Raw genomic sequence first — 16900 nt, 5'->3', positions numbered from 1 at the left:
TGCCCCGGTCGGCCGACGGCTCCGGTGCGTCGGATCAATGGTCCCAGACGGCCGGGACGACGCGGAAGGTGTCGCCGTCGGCGCCGACGTGGCAGACGGACGGGAACGACAGGTGGCTGGCGAGCAGTTGGCCGCCGGTCTCCGACAGCTCGGTCAGCAGGCGGTGCCGGACCCGGATGGCCTCCTCGGGGTCGTGGTCGAAACCGTTGTGCCAGTCGGGCTTGTCGAACCCGGTCTGGAACACGGCGTCACCGGCGAACATCAGACGGTCGCCGCCCGACTCCAGGCGGATGATGCTGTGGCCGGGGGTGTGGCCGCCGGTGCGCTCCATCACCACGCCGGGCGCGACCTCGTACTCCTTCTCGAACGTCCGCAGCCGGCCGCGGTACACGTCCAGGAAGCGCGACGCGGTCTGCCGCAGCACGTCCGGCACCGGGCCCGGCATGACGGTCTTCGTGAAGTCGGGCGTGCCCCAGAACTCGGCCTCGGCGGCGGCCACATGGACGCGGACATCCTTTCGGAGCCGGCCCCGCAGACCCTCGACGAGCAGGCCGCCGACGTGGTCCATGTGCAGGTGGGTGAGGACCACGTCGGTCACGGACGCCGGGTCGATGCCGGCGGCGTCCAGGCGTGCGGCCAGCTGACCGGCGCGCGGGAAGCCCGGGAACTCCGTGCCCAGACCGGAGTCGACGATGATGGTGCGGTCGCCGCTGCGCACCACGGCCACGTTCAGGGGCCAGTCGCAGACCTCCTGCGGCAGGTACATGTCCTTGAGCCAGGCGTCCAGTTCGGCCCGCTCGACGTTGGCGGCCAGCGTCGAGGTGGTGATCGGCAGGACGCCGTCGCTGATCACGGTGACGTCGATGTCGCCGACCTTCAGCGCGTAGCGCGACGGAACGAGTTCGTCATGCCCCGTCGCGCCGGGGTGTGCGGTGTGGACATGGCTCATGGTGTTCTCCCCTTTGAGAGCGTTCTCGACCGGTGACGGATCGGCGCCATGGGGCACGCCGTCCGGTCGTCCCCTAGGACCGGGCAGCGGCCCGATGTGTGACAGCGGCCCCCCGCTCCCGCCGAAATGGTCGACGTCATCCCATCTATCCGCCGTTGACGTGCTGTTGAGCGCCGAACGGCCGGTGACATGCGGGCACAGGGCTGGAGCTACCACGACTACCTCGCCCCGGGCGAGTGCCTCGGGCCGGACACGTACATCGCCGGCCTCGCAGGCGTCGCTATGGATGCAGCGGGACGGCAACGTCGTGCTGTACACCCGTGGCTGGACGCCGATCTGGGCCCGGTTCGACGGTCCGCCCTCCCGCCCCCGCTGAAACGGTCCGTCCATGGCGTCGGCGGGCGGTCCGTGACGTCAGCGGGCCGTCCGTGCGCGGCGGCGCTGGACGAGGGCGAAGGCGATCAGCGCGGTCGTCGCCCCGGATCCCACGGTGAGGGCGTCGCCGAGGAAGCGGCCCAGGTCGTTCCGCAGCGGATCGAGCAGGACGAGCAGCGTGCCCACGCCGACGACGGCCGCCGCGGAGGCGGCGGCCCAGTCGCGGTGCCGCTGTCCGACCCACTGGCCCAGCGAGAGGACGAGGAGGGGCGCGAAGGGGAGACCGGGCTCGTCGAAGGCGGCGAGGAGGCCGTATCCGGCACCGGTGACCAGCCAGCTGCTTCCGGCCACGAACGCGACTTCGCCCCAGGAGACCGGCTCCTTCGACCCCTGCCTGGGCTTGGGCCCGGGACTCGGCTTCCCTCCCCGCCTCGGCCGCGTGCCCGCCGTCATCAACGGCGCGGCGGCCACCCCTGCCCCCCGCCCGTCGATCGGAGGAAGCTTCCTGCGGCGCGCGATCACGTCGTACTGCCCCTCACCCGGCTGGGGGAACACGTGCCGCAGCCAGCGCCGGGGCAGGACGGCGAACGCCGCGCACCCCGCCGCCACCGCGAACCCACCCACGAAGCCGAGGACACAGGCCCGACTCACCCAGAGGTACTGGTTCTCGTCGGCCCAGTCGCCGAGCACGGCGGAGCCGAAGGCGAACGCGGCCCCCAGGAGCGCGGCCGAAACGTAGAGAAAGCGCCGGAGCATGCGTGGATCTTCGCATGAACACGCATTCGAGAAATTCGAGGTGCCGACGCCCCGGTTCAGTCGCGCTCAGCCGCGCTCAGCCGCGCTCGGCGGCGTCGAACGCGGGCGCGAGCGGGGCCAGTGCCGCGCGGAGCCGGTCGGCCGGCGAGCCGGCGGGGACGACCAGTCCCCCGGCGGTAGGACCCTCGCCCGCCTCCGTGTCCCCGGCCGGCCGCAGCCAGCCCTCCAGCGCGATACGGACGGCCGCGGCCACGCTCGCCGCGAGCACCCGGGCCGTGGGCGCTTCGGCGTCACCGCCCAGGCGTTCACCCAGGCGTACGGCGAGGCGTTCGGCGAGGACGGCCGCGAGCGGGGGTTCGATGCCGGCGGTGGCGTCGAGGAACGCGTCGCGCAGCGCGGCGTTGGTGGTGATCAGCAGCAGGGCGCGCTGTTCGTGCTCGCCGGCGTGCGTGAACCGCTCGACCACCGCGTCGGTGACGGCGTCGGCCAGCCGTACGTCCGCGGGCCGGGCGGCGACCGCCGCCGCGATCCGCGCGTCCCGGTCGGCGGTCACGGCGGAGACGATCGCCTGCTCGCGGCTGGCGAAGTAGTTGTTGTACGTACGCGGCGACACCCCGGCCGCCTCGGCGATGTCCTCCACCCGCACCCGGTCCGGCCCGCGCTCCACGGCCAGCCGCAGGGCCGCCTCGCGCAGCGCCTCGCGGGTGGCCCGCTTCTTCCGCTCCCGCAGTCCCGGCGGTGGTGTCGTCATGCGCGTCAGCGTTCCACAGCGGACTGCGCGCACGCAAACTTGCGCGCCAGCAATCTTTCGTTCGAGAAATCTTGCGTGCGCGCATCTTTTCGTGTCAGCCTCGACCCACCCGAGACGATCGACGAGACGAGAAGAAGGGGCGGCACCATGCGCGCCAGAGGAATGACCTACGACACCGGCTTCGTCACGCACGGCCGGAACTCCCGCGAGCACTTCGACCCCGCCGTGGTACGGCGCGAACTCGCGATCATCCGCGACGACCTGCACTGCGACGCGGTCCAGATCATCGGCGGCGACCCCGGCCGGCTGGAGTCGGCCGCCGTCGCCGCCGCCGGACTCGGCCTGGAGATCTGGTTCTCGCCCTACCCGCTCGAACTCGAACCGGAGCGGATCCTCGCCCTCTTCCGCGACTGCGCCGAGCGGGCCGAACGGATCCGGCGGCGGGGAGCCGCGGTCGTGTTCGTCGCGGGGGTCGAGCTGAGCGTGATGAACCCCGGCTTCCTGCCCGGCGAGAGCCCCGAGGAGCGGGTCGAACGGCTGATGGGCCGGCCCGAGCGGCGGGCCGAGGAGATGCGGGCGCTCGGCGTCCGCGTGAACGCGTTCCTCGGCGAGGCGGCGGCCTCGATCCGCGAGCGCTTCGAGGGCGAACTCACCTACGCGGCCATCCAGTTCGAGCAGGTCGACTGGACGCCCTTCGACTTCGTCACGTACGAGCTGATCCGCTCCGCCGAGGTCGCCGACCGGTTCCGGGAGGCGGTACGCACCCTGGCCCGGGGCCCGAAGCCGCTGGCCATCACCGGCTTCGGCACGGCGGCGTACCGCGGCGCGGGCGACCGCGGCGGACGCGTCCTCGAAGTGGTCGAGCACGACCCGGAGACCAAGGACCCCGTGCGGCTGGACGGCGTCTACGAGCGCGACGAGGCCGGCCAGGCCGCATATCTGGGCGAACTGCTGGAAATCTTCGAGACCGAGGGTGTGGACAGCGCCTTCGTGTTCCTCTTCGCCCTGCCCGGCTATCCGCACCGCCCGGACGGCGACCCCCGCGACGACCTGGACCGGGCCGGCCTGGGCATCGTCAAACTCCTCGAAGGACGCCGGGGCCGCACCTACCCCGACATGGAGTGGGAGCCCAAGGAGGCCTTCGCGGCGGTGGCGGAGCGCTACCGCCGATAGCCCGGTTCCCGGCGGAGCCGCCCTCGCCGGCCCGCTCGGCGGCGCTACGTCCGCCGCCTCTTGTCCCGGGTGCGGAAGTTCCCCTCCGGCAGGCCCGGGGTGGGAGAGGATCGGGACATGGCGACGTACGTACTGATCCATGCCGCGGCGGTCGACGCGTGGCCGGACGTGCCGACCCGGTTCCCGCTGTCCTCCGGCGACCGCTTCTTCCCGGCCCCGTTCCTGCGCGCGGTGGTCGCCGAACGCCTCGGCATCGAGCCGGACGAGATGCCCGGCGACCACAGCCCCATGCTCGCCCACCCGGAGGACGTGGCCGAGCGCCTGGAGGCGTACCGCGCCGCGCTGTGACCGACGGCCCGACCGAACACGTGACCGGCCACGCGGCCGGTCAGGCCTTCAGCCGGCCGGTCGCGATCCGTCTGCCGCCCTCGAACAGCTCGACCGGATCGCCGGGCGCCGGCGCGTCCCGGTTCCCCGGCCGGAAGACCAGCTCCAGCTCGACCTCGTACTCCTGTCCCAGCAGGAACACGTCGTCCCCGATGTTGGACCGGACGATGCAGCTGGTGAAGCGGTCTCCGACCTTCAGCCGAGGCCGGATGCCGCTCATCGCCGGGGTTCTGCGGCCGCCCTCGGACATCGGCAGAAAGGTCACGCGCGCTCGCATCGGCCGCACCGGCCTCACCGCTCCAGGACGTGCAGGTGGCCGTCGTTCGGGTAGGCGGGCGGGGACGCCGGGAGGATCGCGCGCAGGGCGAAGCCGGACTTCTCGGCGACCCGGCAGGAGTTGACGTTGTCGACCTGGTGGAGGAGTTCGAGAGTCTTCAGACCGCCCCCCTCGACCGCGCCTTGGACCCCGCCCTCGCCGAAGGTCGCGAACGCCCACTCCGTCACCGCCGCCACGGCCCGCGGGGCGACCCCGCGCCCACGTGCCCGGGCCGCCGTCCAGTAGCCGACCTCGGCGGTCGACGACCCCGGGGTGACGCCCTTGAGCACCACTTGGCCCGCCAACTGCCCCGCCCCGCCGCCTTCTTCGACTTCGAGGACGGCGAACGCGAAGCGGTTGCCTTCCTGCCAGCCCCGCTCGCTGTCGCGGATCCAACGGTCGGCGTCGGCCTCGTCGTTCACCGCGAAGGTCGTACGACGGCGCAGCTCGGCGTCCTCGCCGCAGCCGACCAGGGCGGGCGCGTCCTCCGGGGACCAGGGCCGCAGGACGAGGGACGGGGCCGAGGGGGTGGCGGCGGCCGTGAGGCGCGCGGTGATCTCGTTCATGCGGCGAGCGTACGGAGCCGGTGCGGGCGGGAACAGGGGTTCGGCGCCCCCGGCCCGCCGTGCCGCCGTCGGCGGGGCTTCGCCGCCGCGGAATACGATCGGGGGGTCGACAGCTGTTGACGATGACACCATTCATTCGTAAGGAGACACCTCATGGCGCAGGTCGCGCTCAAGGGCAACCCCGTAACCGTCGACGGCACCCTGCCCACCCCGGGCAGCGAGGCGCCCGCGTTCACCCTGGTCGGCGAGGGTCTCGCGGACAAGTCGCTGAAGGACTTCGCGGGCAAGCGCAAGGTCCTCAACATCTTCCCGAGCGTGGACACCCCGACGTGTGCCGCGTCGGTACGCAAGTTCAACACGGAGGCCGCCGAGCTGGCCGACACCGTCGTGCTGTGCATCTCCGCCGACCTGCCGTTCGCCCAGGCCCGCTTCTGCGGCGCCGAGGGTCTGGACAACGTGAAGACGCTCTCCACCCTGCGCGGCCGCGAGTTCCACACCGACTACGGTGTCGCGATCGCCGACGGCCCGATGGCCGGCCTCACCGCCCGCGCCGTCGTCGTCCTCGACGAGAACGACAAGGTCCTGCACGCGGAGCTCGTCAACGAGATCGCCGAGGAGCCGAACTACGAGGCCGCGCTCTCCGCGCTGAAGTAGTCGCGCCCGGTCCGTGTACGGCACGTACGACGGGCTCCGCACGACGCACGCACGCATGTCGGCCCGCCCCTGTTCCGGGGCGGGCCGTCGTGCGTGCGTCGTGCGTGCGTGGGGCTCTCGCCCCCTCAGCGCCGGCGCCGGGGTCAGCGGCCCTGGTCGATCACGTCCTGGAGGTAGGCCACGGCCAGCTCCTCGGCGTGGTGGTGCCGCTTGACGGCCGCGCCCTCGCCGCCGCCCGACCACCGGCGGTAGAGGTCGACGGCGGCGAGCATCGCCCGTCCCGCCTCGTCGCGGTCGTAGCCGCACAGCGTCGCCTGGAGCTCGCGCGCCTCCTCGGGCGCCACGCTCTCCAGGTGCCGTACGCCCCGGGGCGGCGCGCCGGCCTGGCGGGCGGCCAGCGGGCCGAGCACGGCGTCGCGCACGAAGCCGAGGAAGCCGATGGCCTCGAAGAGCTCCCCGCGGCCGAGCTTCGTGGCGCCGTAGTGCACCCAGACCCAGAACCGGTCCTCGATCCACTGGAGGTCGAGTCCCGCGGGGGCCGGCGGGTGCCCGGCGAGCGCGGCGGCCAGGACGTCGTCCCGCTGCCAGAGGATCTCCGGGTCCTCGATCCGCTCGGCGAAGTCGGAGGCCCGGACGAACTTGAAGTCGACGTGCAGCAGCGGCGGCCCCACGAGGGTGATGATCAGGCGCGGCTCGCCGACGTGTTCCCCGGTGAAGCCGACCACCAGGGAGGTCCAGGAGCCGATCAGCGCGAGCCGCTCGCGCATGACCGCGTCGTGCGCGTCGTCGTCGACGACCACGATCAGGTCCACGTCCGAGTAGACGTCGGGGCGGCCTCCCACGAACGACCCGGTGACGGCCACACCGGCCACGCGCGCGTCCTCCCGGATCCGGGGAAGCACGTCGTCGAGGAACCGGCGGTGCAAGGAGGGAACGTCCATTCGCTTTCCTTCCGATCGGAACAAAGCGGATCAACGTAGCACTCGCTCCGGTGGTCGCCACAACCCGGATTTCCGGCCGGAACCGCCGGATGACGCCCGCCTGCGACCGAGGTTCGACCTGGGTTCGACCGGGATACGGCCGGGATACGGCCGGGGTACGGGGGACGGTCACCGTCCGCCGGAGGCCGGCGCGGGGTGCGCGGGGTGCGCGGGCTGACCGGCGGCGGCAGCCGCGTGACGCTCGGCGAGCAGCCGCTCGCGGTGGCCGCGGCGGCGGAGGGCGGTCACGACGACGATGACGACGCAGGCGACGAGTCCGAGGCCCGTGAGCAGGACGGCCACCATCAGCCTGCCCGCGAGGGAGAGGAAGCCGCCGGATTCCCCGACGGCGTACCGGGCCGGTTCCGGTGCCTGGCAGGTAAGCGCGTAGTCACCCGTTCGCGTGACCTCGATGGCGTAGCGCGGGTTCCAGGTCTGGCCGTAGGTGAGGAAGACGTCGATGCCCGGAGCGGTGACCTTCGGGTCGCCCGGCCCGGTGATGACGCAGGTCGAGTGGAACCCCGGGCCCGGATCACTGATCCAGACCGACTTGTCGCTGTCCGGTCCGAGCCGCACGGTGACGGTCTCGCCGTTGGCGAACTGATCGCCGTCGTCCACCGCGTCGGCCACGCCGGAGACCGCGTTCATTCCGAGGACCACGCCCAGCACGGTCAGGACGAGAGCGACGGCGGCCGCCGTGCCGTACCAGTGGCGGCCGGGCCGGATGTCCTTCGGCGCTATCGGCGCGGGCGGGGCAGGCTGCATCAACGCACCATGGTCCGCGCCGATTTGCCGGTGCCGCCCGGTCCGTGCGCCTCCTCGGGCAGCGGCGGCGGGGGCACCTCGTGCGACGCGCTCGCGGAGCGTACGGGACGGAGGGAGACTGGAGACGTAGCGCGGCCGTCCGACAGGGGTGCCCTGGAGGAGTCATGGGCGGTACGAGCGGCACGACCTACGAGACGCTGCGCGAACAGATGCGCGGCGAGGTGATCGCACCCGGCGACGACGCCTACGACGGCGCCCGGGAGATCTACAACGCCATGATCGACCGCCGGCCGGCGGCGATCGCCCGGTGCGCGGACACGACGGACGTACGGGCGGCGGTACGGTTCGCCCGCGACGGCGGCCTCGACCTGTCGGTGCGCGGCGGAGGGCACAGCGGCGGCGGGCTGTGTCTGGTCGACGGGGCGCTGATGGTGGACCTGTCGGCGATGCGGTGGGTACGGGTGGATCCGGCGGCCCGGACGGCGATGGTCGGCGGCGGCAGCCAACTCGGCGACCTGGACCACGAGTCGCACGGCTTCGGGCTCGCGACGCCCGCCGGGATCATGTCGACGACCGGCGTCGGCGGACTGACCCTGGGCGGCGGGCACGGCTACCTGACCCGGGCGTACGGACTCACCATCGACAACCTCCTCGCCGCGGACGTCGTCCTCGCCGACGGCTCCGTCGTGACCGCCTCGGCGGACGAACACCCGGAGCTCTACTGGGCGTTGCGGGGCGGCGGCGGGAACTACGGAGTGGTGACGTCCTTCACGTACGCCCTGCATCCGGTGGACACGGTCGGCCTCGCCGTCACGCTGTGGGATCCGGCGAACCTGGACGCCGTCCTGCGCTGGTACCGCGAGTATCTGCCGGGCGCGCCCGAGGAGTTGTACGGATTCTTCGCGCTGCTCGCCGTCCCGCCCGGGCCGCCGTTCCCGGAGGAGATCCACGGGAAGAAGATGTGCGGCGTGGTCTGGTGCTACACGGGCGTGGCGGACGAGGACAGCCTGACGAATACGTTCGCGGACGTGTCCGAACCGGCGCCGCCCGTCTTCCACTTCGCCGCCCCCGTCCCGTATCCCGCGATCCAGTCGACCTTCGACGGACTGATCCCGAAGGGACTCCAGTGGTACTGGCGCGGCGACTTCTTCGACCGGATCACGGACGGCGCGATCGACGTGCACGGCTCGTTCCTGGACAGCATGCCGACCGACCTGTCCACGATGCACCTGTATCCGGTGGACGGCGCGGCGCACCGCCCCGGGCCCATGGACACCGCCTGGGCGTACCGGGACGCGACCTGGTCCGGCGTGATCGCCGGCATCAGCCCCGAGCCGGCCGACGCGGGCGTGATCCGCGACTGGGCCGTCGGCTACTGGGACGCGCTGCACCCGCACTCGATGGGCGGCGCGTACGTCAACTTCATCGGCGCGGACGAGGGCGACGAACGCGTCCGGGCCACCTACCGCGGCCACTACGACCGGCTGGCCGCCGTGAAGGCGACGTACGACCCGGACAACGTCTTCCACCACAACCAGAACATCAGGCCCGCGGAGGGCTGATTCCCGCCGCTTCACACATACGCTCAGCCGCCGGGAATCAGCCGCCGGGACCCACCGGATAAACGTCGTTGATGTACCAGAGCCTCGCCACGCCCGCCACGAGGAAGAACACGGGCGGGACCAGCCACCCGTAGCCGAGTCTCCGCCGGCGCACCGGAATCAGCGTGATCAGCGCGGTGCCGAGACCCAGCAGAATCAGCAGCAGCGACGCGACCGAGATGCCGGTCAGATTGTGGTCGTCCCAGATGCCCGCCGGCGGGATCAGGAGCGCGTCGTAGGCGATGTAGGCGCCAAGCAGGTTCGCGAGGCCGAGGATCACCGGCCACGACCCTCGGGATGTGCTGGACGTGCTGGACACGGCTGAGATCCCCCTGATCCGTTCCCCTGGTCCGACTTCCGCCCGAGGCCGAGACTACGCCCGCGGGCCCGGCTCAGTGGACGACGTCGAAGATCTGCTTCTGGAGGCCGTTCGCGTACGCCTCGTGGGCGACCAGCTTCAGCTTCTGGGTGTCCTTGTCCGTGGTGCTGAAGAGCCGCTTGCCCGCGCCGAGAAGCAGCGGGAAGACGAGCAGGTGGTAGCGGTCGATCAGGCCGGCGTCGGAGAGGGCCTGGTTCAGGGTGGCGCTGCCGTGGACGATGATCGGGCCGCCCTCGGTCCGCTTCAGCGCGGCGACCTCGTCGAGGGAGCGCAGGATCGTGGTCTCGCCCCAGTTCGTGACGAGGTCGTCGTCGGTGAGGGTGGTGGAGACGACGTACTTCGGCATCTCCTTGTAGTCGGCGAAGTCCGCCATCTCCGGCCACACCTGGCTGAACGCCTCGTAGCTGGTTCGGCCGAGCAGCATCGCCGTGGCCTCCTTCTGCTCCTCGCCCTTGATCGCGAACGCCTCGGGAAGGAACTCGACGTCTTTGAAGGTCCACCCGGAGTTCCGGTAGCCGGGCTCGCCGCCGGGTGCCTCGACGACGCCGTCGAGCGAGACGAAGGCGGAAGTGATCAGGGTTCGCATGGCGGTTCCTCGTTCCGTGGTGTGCTGCTCGGTCGACGTGCGCGATGGTTTCAGATCCATAGACCGCCGCGGGGTGGGAAAATCATCGGTCCGACCACTGACATCGGACGAGGAGGCTCCGTGCCCAAGAACTTGGCCGCCATCGACATCGACATCGACATCGACATCGAGAACGATCGCGCGCGGGCGTTCCAGTGGCTCCAGGACAACGCCGAGGACTTCCTCGACTTCGAGTTCCTGGAGGAACTGGAACGTCTCTGATCGCCCTCTACGTCACCAGGCGCACCGCCAGGACCACGATCAGCGTGCTCGACGTCAGGGCCGTGGCCATGCGGCCGCGCGGGCCCGTCAGGGTGCGGCCGAGGAGGGTGCCGCCCATGGCCAGGAAGAGTTGCCAGGTCGCGGAGGCGAGGAAGGCCGCCAGGACGAAGGCGGTGCGGGTGGCGGGGGTGGCGGGTGCGTCGGGGCCCGTGGCGAGGACGAGGGCGGCGAAGTAGATCACCGTCATGGGGTTGAGGATCGTGATCCCCAGGAAGGTGAGGTACGCGCGGAGCGGGGTCGTCGTGCCGGAGCCGGGACCGGGACCGGGACCGGGGGCGATCCGGGGGTCCCCGCGGTACGCGCGTACCGCCGTCCAGGCCGCCCGGACCGCGAGGGCCACCAGGACCGCCGCCGACACCCGCCGCATGGGGGCCGTCACCGGCGTGAGGAGCGGGACGAGGGCGGAACCGCCCGCCACCGCCACGAGGGCGTAGACGCCGTCCGCCGTGGCGACGCCGAGGGCCGCGCCCGCGCCCGTACGCCAGCCGGCGCGGGCCGTGAGGGCGACGAGCAGGGCGCCGACCGCGCCGACCGGGATCGCGATGCCGAAGCCGGCGAGCAGGCCGGCCAGGGCCGCCGCGCTCACGGCGCGGTGGGGGTCGCTCCCGCCAGGGGGCCGGTCCGCTGCTGTCGGTGGTAGGCCGAGCCGTCCTTCGTACGGGTGAGCTGGCCGCCGGTGACGAGGTGGCGGCGCAGCGCCGGGAAGTCGTCGTGCACGGTCTTCAGGGCCTCGTTGACCTCGCGCTCCGTGTAGGCGCGGGCCGGCTCGAAGAGGGTGGCGGCCAGATGGTCGAGCAGCGCGGTGCGGCGGGCCGGCCGGCGCGGGATGGCCTTCAGACAGCCGTCGGACGCGAAGAGGTCGGCCGTGAAGCCGGTCGTCGTCGCCGTCGCCGCCGTCGACTCCGCGGAGTCGGTGGGTTCGGTGGGTTCGGTGGTCATGACGGTCACCCTGGACGCGAACCCGCCTGCCCCGCAACGCGATTACCCGCGCGGCGGGACCACCACCTCCACCGCCTCGTCGACCCTCGGAATGACCCCGCCGATCCCCATCTCCTCGTAGATCGGCCGCGCCTTCCGCTCGAACGCTTGAAACGCCTCCACCGAGTCCCAGAAGTCGATCACCCGGAAGCCGCCCGTGCCGTCCGGGCCCGCCGCGTGGGCGAGGAAGCCGGGCGTCGGGAACCACGGCGCGGCGGTGATCTTGTCGTGGGTGCGGCGGTAGAGCTCCTCGCTGCCGCCGGGGATCTCGATGGTGACGATCACGGGCATGGTGCGCTCCTGGTGGCGAGGCGTACGGACCGGAGACGTACGGATCGGATCGGATCCGGGGCGTACGGAACGGGGCGGGGTACCGGCCACCAGCACAGCAGCCGCTCCCCCGCCCCGCACCCACACCACGGCCGAACGGGTTGCCCCGGCGACCGCCCGCTACCTCCCCAACCGGTAGTGGATCTTCTTCACCAGCTCCGCCAGGTCCGGTGACCGCAGCAGGCTGTAGTGGTCGGCGTTCAGCTCCACCACCGTCGGCGGCCGCGTCGACCAGCCGCGTGTGCCCTCCAGGAAGGAGTAGTCGTCCCCGCGCGCCTTGAAGATGGTCACCGGGCAGGACACCGTCCGCTCGGTCAGCTCCTTGAAGCTGTACGTGAAGTCGAAGGTCTTCTCCACGATCGCGATGATCCGGGCCACCAAGTCCGGTTCCAGGGCCGGGAACTGCACGGTCACGTACTTCGCGAACGACTCCGCGTCCCGGGCCGGCACGTCGGCGAGTTCGCCCGCGAAGACCGAGTACAGGATCTGAGTGAAGCCCGGGTTGTCGTACGAGGCCCCGCCCGAAGCCGATTCGGCCCGCACCTTCGGCGATCCGGGCGCGATCAGGAACAGGTTCTCCACCTGCTCCCCCGCCTCCTCCAGGAGGTGCGCCGACTCGAAGGCGACGCGGGCGCCGAAGGAGTAGCCCCACAGGGTGTACGGGCCGGACGGCTGGCGGCGGCGGATGGCGGCCACGTCGGCGGCGGCCATCTCGCGGATGGTGTCGTACGGGGCCTCGCCCCGGTTGATGCCGTGCGCCTGCACCCCGTAGAACGGCCGGTCGACGCAGGCCGCCGCCGCCAGGTGGCGCAGGTTCATGGTGTAGCCGCCGAGCCCGGGCCAGCAGTAGATCGGCGAGCGGGCGCCCTCCGCGCAGAGCCGGACGAGCCGCGAGGCGGGGGCCGCGGCGGCGCCGTCGACGCGGTGGGCCAGTTTCTCGATGGTCGGGGACTCGAAGAGGATCTGCAGCGGCAGGCCGGCGCCGGTGAACTCGCGGTTGATCTTCGTGATGAGGGCGACCGCGATCAGCGAGTTGCCGCCGGACTCGAAGAAGTCGTCGAGTACGGAGACCGCCTCGACCTCCTCGTACTTCAGCGCCGCCGCCCAGATCTCGGCCAGCCGCTCCTCGGTGCGGGTGCGCGGCAGGACGTGCGGGCGGCCGTGCAGACCGGCGTTGACGACGGCGAGGTCGCCGAGCGCGCGCACGTCGACCTTGCCGTTCGCGGAGTGCGGCAGCCGGTCGAGGACCACGACCCGGTTGGGGATCATGTAGTCGGGCAGGTGCCTGGCGAGGTCGTCGCGGATCATCTCGGCGGGGCCGCGCATGTGCACGGTGTCCTCGTACATGCCCTCGCTGAGCCGCTGTTCGTCGCTGATCCTGCCGCCGACGAAGAAGTACGAGGGGCCGGTGGGCAGCCCGGCGGCGTCGAGCAGCTCGTCCATGCGGCGGGCGGCGGGCAGCGGGTGGCCGGACATCGAGCTGTAGCCGGAGGACATGAACCCGAGTCCGTGCTCACCGAGTTGGAGCCTCTGGAGAGCGCGGCCGAGATCGATGTACGCGCGCCAGCCGGCGTCGGGCGCGTCGGCGCGGGCGACGGCGGTGATGCCGAAGGAGGCCCGCTCGTACACCGCCTGGTTGATGGCGATGACGTGCTTCTTGTCCACAAGCCCGCCGGAGACCGGCGTCAACTCGCCGCTCTGGTAGGCATATTGGCCGGCCTCCAGGCCCGCGATCCGCTCCGGGTGGATCTGGACGTAGAGGTCGGTCCCGGTGTCGGCCGGCGACTCTTCGTCGTACGGGACGAGGTCGAAGAAGCCGAGGCCGGTGGGGCCCTCGCCGCCGCGCACCGGGCGGATGTCGAGGCCGAGCGGCGGCAGGATCTCCTCGAAGAGTCCGACCATGTGGCCGGTCTCGATCTCCAGGACCTCACGGATGTTGTTCTTGTACACCGGCTCGATGGCCTCCCACGAGCCCTCGAAGCCGAACCGGACCAGCGGCTCGCCCTCCTCCGCGCCGGCCTCCATCAGGTACAGCCGGTGGTGGACGGGGTGGTAGTAGTACGTGCCGGGCGCCAGGCCCGCGATGCCGCGCACCTCCACGTACAGCCGGGTCGCGTACAGCGCGCCGGGCGAGGCGTAGCCGTACTTCGGCAGCAGCCGTTCCTCGCTGTGGAACTGGCCGAACCAGCGCAGGATCTCGCCCAGGTCGGCCGCGGTCAGGGTGCCGAGCGCGCGCGAGCCGAGGCCCTCCGGGCGGCGGGCGAGCACCCGCAGCAGGTCGGCGCGGGTGACCGGGCCGCCGTCGTAGAAGCGGTAGGTCTTGCGGGCGAAGACGGCCCGCCGGGTGCGCGCGCTCGGGGTCCGTCCGGGCAGGCCGACCACGGGGCGGCCTGCGAGGGCGGCGTCGGCGAGCGCGCCGGCGTTGGAGAGCTGCGCCTTGACCTGGAGCTTGGACTCCTTGGACTGGTGGTGCGCGCCGTGATTGCCCTGGTCCATCAGGGCGGCTTCCTTCGGGGACAGCTCGACACAGGCCACGAGGTTCTGGAAGCCGGTGCGGGGCTCGTTCTTGACGATGACGGCGGCGTTGCGGACCCAGTCGTGGTCCTCGATGGCGAGGGCGATCTCGTCGAGTTCGACGCGGAAGCCGCGCAGCTTGATCTGGTTGTCGGCGCGGCCGGCGAACTGCACGGTGCCGTCGTCGTTGAGGGTGGCGAGGTCGCCGGTGCGGTAGCAGCGTTCGCCGTCGTCGCTGGTCACGAAGCGGTCTTCGGTCAGCTCGGGCCGGTCCAGGTACCCCCGCGCGACCTGGATGCCACCGATGCACAGTTCGCCGTCGCGTATGTGGAAGGTGGTGTCGCGCGCGGGTCTGCCGATCGGGATCGCGGCGGGGGCGTCGGCGACGGTGTCGCGGGTGACGGTGTAGGACGAGGCGTTGATGGTGCACTCGGTGGGGCCGTACAGGTTGACCAGTTCGGTATCCGGCAGCTCGCCGAGGAGCGCGGCGGCGAGGTTGCGGGAGAGGATCTCGCCGCCCGAGTAGACCCGGCGCAGGCTGGTGCAGGAGGCGAGACGCTCGGTGTCGACGAGGGCCTGGAGCAGGGTCGGGACGCCCTGGAGCATGGTCACGTCGTGCCGCCGGACCGTCTCGATCAGGCCCTCGGGGTCGCGGTAGACCCCGGGCGGGCCCATGGCGACGCGGGCACCGACACCGGGGGCGAGGATCTCCCACTGGGCGGCGTCGAAGCTCATGGGGGTCTTCTGGACGACGGTCTCGCCGGGGCCGAGCCGGTGCTCGGAGGCCATCCAGAGCATCTGCGAGACGATCGAGCGGTGCTCGATCATGACGCCCTTGGGCTTGCCGGTGGAGCCGGACGTGTAGATGACGTAGGCGAGCTGGGTGGGCGCCAACTCCGCGTCGTCCAGCGGCGCTTCGTCGCCGGCCGTGCGCCAGGCGTGCTGGACGGCGTCCTTGAGGGTGACGACGGTGGTGCCGGGAGGGGCGAGTTCGGTGACGCGGTCGCGGAAGGCCTCCTGGGTGAAGACGATCCGGGCGCCGCCGTCCTCGATCATGTAGCGGAGCCGCTCCTCGGGGTACTCCGGGGAGAGCGGGACGTACGCCCCGCCGGAGAGCACCACTCCCCACGCCCCGATCACCAGTTCGAGCGACGGCTCGACGTAGACCCCGACGCGCTGGTCGGCGGCGACGTCGAGAGTGCGGAGGTACGTGGCGAGGACCGCGGCTCCCTCGTGGAGTTCGCGGAAGCTCAGATGGTCGTCGCCGAAGACGACCGCGGTCTCGTCGGGCCGCGACGCCGCTTGGGCGCGCAGCAGCTGGTCAAGCGTGCTGGGCATGGAAGGGGTTCCTCTCGTGGGAAAGAACACGAGCCCCGGCCCGGCCCCCGTACAGACCCTGGACCGGGGCTCGCCGATGTGTCGGCGACCGGCGACAGGCCGGTCGGCGCTGGCTGCCCGACGACCGGCGGCTCGGCGGTCGTCGTTCGGTACACGGCCGGGCACGCGGCGACGCGCGCCCGGCACTCGGCGTACGGCGCACAGAACGCGCCGTACGACTCACGGCGAGCGGAAGCAGCACTCGCCGGACAACCCATGGCGAGCGGCACTCGCCGTACACGGCGAACGGAGCCGCCGTACCACCCGCGGCAGGCGAGACTCGCCGCACCGCACACGGCGCACAGCGCCCGCCGTACGCGACTCGCCCGCGGCGCACGGCGATCAGGCCCGCCGCGCACCGCGCACCACGTACCGGCGATGCCCGCCGGTCAGCGGTAGATGAGGAGTTCCTGCTCCGTCGCGCCGGTCAGCTCGTAGCGGGTGCGCACCAGCGGCCGGCCCGAGTAGATCCGGATCAGCGTGGCGGCGTCCCCGTTGAAGCGGGCCGGGGCGCGGCCCTCGATGGAGTTGCCGAGGGCCACCTCGCCCGGCCGGCCGGCGAGCACGCCGACCAGCCGCGGGGTCTCCCGCTTGCGGCTCGTCACCGAGAGCAGCGGCAGAGCGAGGTCGAGCGCGTCGCCGCAGTACGCGCCGGGGGCGCCGAACGCCTCCCGGACGTCCCCGGCGTGCACCCACTCGCCGAGGGCGACCGCGTCGAGCCGGCCGTCCTCGCGTTCGGCGATGACCGGGCCCGCCTCGGTCATGCCGCGTTCCAGTTCGTCGAGGATCCGGCCGAGCGGCCAGTCCTCGCGTTCGGCCACGTCGGAGGCGTTGGCGTCGGGCAGGAACACGCCCTCCTCCAGCCGGTCCTCGACGATCCGGACGAGCGCCGCCGCGCAGTGGGCGAGCACCTGCCGGGCGGTCCAGCCGGGGCAGGCGGTGCGGTTGGCGTACGCCCCCTCGGGCGTACGGCGCAGCAGCGGCATCAGCAGGTCGCGTTCCGTCTTCAGCAGACGGTCCGGGAGCCACGGGTCACGGTCGCGGTCACGCGCGCCGCCCTCGTCGTCATCGGACACTCCGGTGACGACCGGGTCCACCAGGACGTGGTGGTCGGCGGCGCCGTCGATACAGTCGCTGGGCAT

At 72.1% G+C, this 16900-nt stretch carries 19 protein-coding genes; 5 read left to right on the top strand and 14 right to left on the bottom strand.

From position 1 onward, the window contains the following. Positions 1–34: 34 nt before the first annotated feature. The 3 genes from ABZ693_RS06870 to ABZ693_RS06860 form a co-directional block, all read right to left on the bottom strand. The gene (locus ABZ693_RS06870; RefSeq protein WP_359874169.1) at positions 35–949 is read right to left on the bottom strand and encodes an MBL fold metallo-hydrolase; all 915 of its coding nucleotides are present in this window, start codon (positions 947–949) and stop codon (positions 35–37) included. Between the two features lie 414 nt (positions 950–1363). Then, on the bottom strand, positions 1364–2080 hold the full coding sequence (locus ABZ693_RS06865) for a hypothetical protein (RefSeq protein WP_359874167.1): 717 nt from the start codon (positions 2078–2080) through the stop codon (positions 1364–1366). Between the two features lie 76 nt (positions 2081–2156). Beyond that, entirely contained in the window at positions 2157–2831 is a 675-nt protein-coding gene (locus ABZ693_RS06860; RefSeq protein WP_359874165.1) for a TetR/AcrR family transcriptional regulator, read from the bottom strand. Positions 2832–2978: 147 nt separating this feature from the next. On the opposite strand from ABZ693_RS06860, the gene ABZ693_RS06855 reads away from it, so the two are divergent. Beyond that, a complete protein-coding gene (locus ABZ693_RS06855) occupies positions 2979–4004 on the top strand; it encodes a hypothetical protein (protein ID WP_359874163.1) in 1026 nt (341 codons plus the stop codon). Positions 4005–4121: 117 nt separating this feature from the next. Next, complete coding sequence (locus ABZ693_RS06850) at positions 4122–4352, top strand: hypothetical protein (protein ID WP_359874161.1); 231 nt, start codon at positions 4122–4124, stop codon at positions 4350–4352. Between the two features lie 40 nt (positions 4353–4392). Here the strand turns inward: ABZ693_RS06850 and ABZ693_RS06845 are convergent, their stop codons facing one another. Together ABZ693_RS06845 and ABZ693_RS06840 are read right to left on the bottom strand one after the other, a co-directional pair. Then, positions 4393–4656 carry a hypothetical protein gene (locus ABZ693_RS06845; protein WP_359874159.1) on the bottom strand — a complete coding sequence of 88 codons (264 nt, stop codon included), beginning with the start codon at positions 4654–4656 and terminating at the stop codon, positions 4393–4395. Between the two features lie 26 nt (positions 4657–4682). Continuing rightward, complete coding sequence (locus ABZ693_RS06840) at positions 4683–5273, bottom strand: GNAT family N-acetyltransferase (protein ID WP_359874157.1); 591 nt, start codon at positions 5271–5273, stop codon at positions 4683–4685. Between the two features lie 153 nt (positions 5274–5426). Here ABZ693_RS06840 and tpx point away from each other — a divergent pair, with 153 nt between their 5' ends. Then, positions 5427–5927, top strand: coding sequence for a thiol peroxidase (tpx, locus tag ABZ693_RS06835; protein ID WP_359874154.1), 501 nt, complete (start codon positions 5427–5429; stop codon positions 5925–5927). Between the two features lie 143 nt (positions 5928–6070). On the opposite strand, the gene ABZ693_RS06830 is transcribed toward tpx, so the two are convergent. Next, positions 6071–6868, bottom strand: coding sequence for a nucleotidyltransferase domain-containing protein (locus ABZ693_RS06830; RefSeq protein ID WP_359874153.1), 798 nt, complete (start codon positions 6866–6868; stop codon positions 6071–6073). Positions 6869–7036: 168 nt separating this feature from the next. After that, on the bottom strand, positions 7037–7672 hold the full coding sequence (locus ABZ693_RS06825) for a hypothetical protein (protein WP_359874151.1): 636 nt from the start codon (positions 7670–7672) through the stop codon (positions 7037–7039). A 164-nt stretch (positions 7673–7836) separates the two neighbouring features. Between ABZ693_RS06825 and ABZ693_RS06820 the strand changes: the two genes are divergently transcribed. Further along, positions 7837–9234 (top strand): FAD-binding oxidoreductase, encoded by a 1398-nt coding sequence (locus tag ABZ693_RS06820; protein ID WP_359874149.1) that lies wholly within the window; start codon positions 7837–7839, stop codon positions 9232–9234. 37 nt (positions 9235–9271) lie between these two features. On the opposite strand, the gene ABZ693_RS06815 is transcribed toward ABZ693_RS06820, so the two are convergent. Together ABZ693_RS06815 and ABZ693_RS06810 are read right to left on the bottom strand one after the other, a co-directional pair. Then, positions 9272–9592, bottom strand: a complete 321-nt coding sequence (locus tag ABZ693_RS06815; RefSeq protein ID WP_359874147.1) for a hypothetical protein — start codon at positions 9590–9592, stop codon at positions 9272–9274. Between the two features lie 73 nt (positions 9593–9665). Continuing rightward, positions 9666–10238, bottom strand: coding sequence for a dihydrofolate reductase family protein (locus tag ABZ693_RS06810; protein WP_359874145.1), 573 nt, complete (start codon positions 10236–10238; stop codon positions 9666–9668). 120 nt (positions 10239–10358) lie between these two features. Between ABZ693_RS06810 and ABZ693_RS06805 the strand changes: the two genes are divergently transcribed. Further along, on the top strand, positions 10359–10499 hold the full coding sequence (locus ABZ693_RS06805; RefSeq protein ID WP_359874143.1) for a hypothetical protein: 141 nt from the start codon (positions 10359–10361) through the stop codon (positions 10497–10499). 7 nt (positions 10500–10506) lie between these two features. On the opposite strand, the gene ABZ693_RS06800 is transcribed toward ABZ693_RS06805, so the two are convergent. The 5 genes from ABZ693_RS06800 to ABZ693_RS06780 form a co-directional block, all read right to left on the bottom strand. Further along, positions 10507–11145, bottom strand: coding sequence for a LysE family transporter (locus tag ABZ693_RS06800; RefSeq protein WP_359874141.1), 639 nt, complete (start codon positions 11143–11145; stop codon positions 10507–10509). Then, the gene (locus ABZ693_RS06795; protein ID WP_359874139.1) at positions 11142–11498 is read right to left on the bottom strand and encodes a DUF2087 domain-containing protein; all 357 of its coding nucleotides are present in this window, start codon (positions 11496–11498) and stop codon (positions 11142–11144) included. The genes ABZ693_RS06800 and ABZ693_RS06795 overlap by 4 nt, the downstream gene beginning before the upstream one ends. A gap of 42 nt (positions 11499–11540) precedes the next feature. Next, entirely contained in the window at positions 11541–11828 is a 288-nt protein-coding gene (locus tag ABZ693_RS06790) for a hypothetical protein (RefSeq protein ID WP_359874137.1), read from the bottom strand. A gap of 159 nt (positions 11829–11987) precedes the next feature. Beyond that, entirely contained in the window at positions 11988–15719 is a 3732-nt protein-coding gene (locus ABZ693_RS06785) for a non-ribosomal peptide synthetase family protein (protein ID WP_359874135.1), read from the bottom strand. 428 nt (positions 15720–16147) lie between these two features. After that, positions 16148–16900, bottom strand: a complete 753-nt coding sequence (locus ABZ693_RS06780; RefSeq protein ID WP_359874133.1) for a maleylpyruvate isomerase family mycothiol-dependent enzyme — start codon at positions 16898–16900, stop codon at positions 16148–16150.

This window comes from Streptomyces laurentii (genome assembly GCF_040635425.1).
GTDB lineage: Bacteria > Actinomycetota > Actinomycetes > Streptomycetales > Streptomycetaceae > Streptomyces > Streptomyces laurentii.
The sequence above is the reverse complement of the archived record's forward strand: the minus strand, read 5'-3'. Positions and strand labels throughout refer to the sequence as shown.

What these genes read in the sequence shown, in the direction of transcription:
- ABZ693_RS06870 (WP_359874169.1), bottom strand. Translation starts at nt 949, where the DNA reads ATGAGCCATGTCCACACCGCACACCCCGGCGCGACGGGGCATGACGAA.
- ABZ693_RS06865 (WP_359874167.1), bottom strand. Translation starts at nt 2,080, where the DNA reads ATGCTCCGGCGCTTTCTCTACGTTTCGGCCGCGCTCCTGGGGGCCGCG.
- ABZ693_RS06860 (WP_359874165.1), bottom strand. Translation starts at nt 2,831, where the DNA reads ATGACGACACCACCGCCGGGACTGCGGGAGCGGAAGAAGCGGGCCACC.
- ABZ693_RS06855 (WP_359874163.1), top strand. Translation starts at nt 2,979, where the DNA reads ATGCGCGCCAGAGGAATGACCTACGACACCGGCTTCGTCACGCACGGC.
- ABZ693_RS06850 (WP_359874161.1), top strand. Translation starts at nt 4,122, where the DNA reads ATGGCGACGTACGTACTGATCCATGCCGCGGCGGTCGACGCGTGGCCG.
- ABZ693_RS06840 (WP_359874157.1), bottom strand. Translation starts at nt 5,273, where the DNA reads ATGAACGAGATCACCGCGCGCCTCACGGCCGCCGCCACCCCCTCGGCC.
- tpx (WP_359874154.1), top strand. Translation starts at nt 5,427, where the DNA reads ATGGCGCAGGTCGCGCTCAAGGGCAACCCCGTAACCGTCGACGGCACC.
- ABZ693_RS06830 (WP_359874153.1), bottom strand. Translation starts at nt 6,868, where the DNA reads ATGGACGTTCCCTCCTTGCACCGCCGGTTCCTCGACGACGTGCTTCCC.
- ABZ693_RS06825 (WP_359874151.1), bottom strand. Translation starts at nt 7,672, where the DNA reads ATGCAGCCTGCCCCGCCCGCGCCGATAGCGCCGAAGGACATCCGGCCC.
- ABZ693_RS06820 (WP_359874149.1), top strand. Translation starts at nt 7,837, where the DNA reads ATGGGCGGTACGAGCGGCACGACCTACGAGACGCTGCGCGAACAGATG.
- ABZ693_RS06810 (WP_359874145.1), bottom strand. Translation starts at nt 10,238, where the DNA reads ATGCGAACCCTGATCACTTCCGCCTTCGTCTCGCTCGACGGCGTCGTC.
- ABZ693_RS06795 (WP_359874139.1), bottom strand. Translation starts at nt 11,498, where the DNA reads ATGACCACCGAACCCACCGAACCCACCGACTCCGCGGAGTCGACGGCG.
- ABZ693_RS06790 (WP_359874137.1), bottom strand. Translation starts at nt 11,828, where the DNA reads ATGCCCGTGATCGTCACCATCGAGATCCCCGGCGGCAGCGAGGAGCTC.
- ABZ693_RS06785 (WP_359874135.1), bottom strand. Translation starts at nt 15,719, where the DNA reads ATGCCCAGCACGCTTGACCAGCTGCTGCGCGCCCAAGCGGCGTCGCGG.
- ABZ693_RS06780 (WP_359874133.1), bottom strand. Translation starts at nt 16,900, where the DNA reads ATGCCCAGCGACTGTATCGACGGCGCCGCCGACCACCACGTCCTGGTG.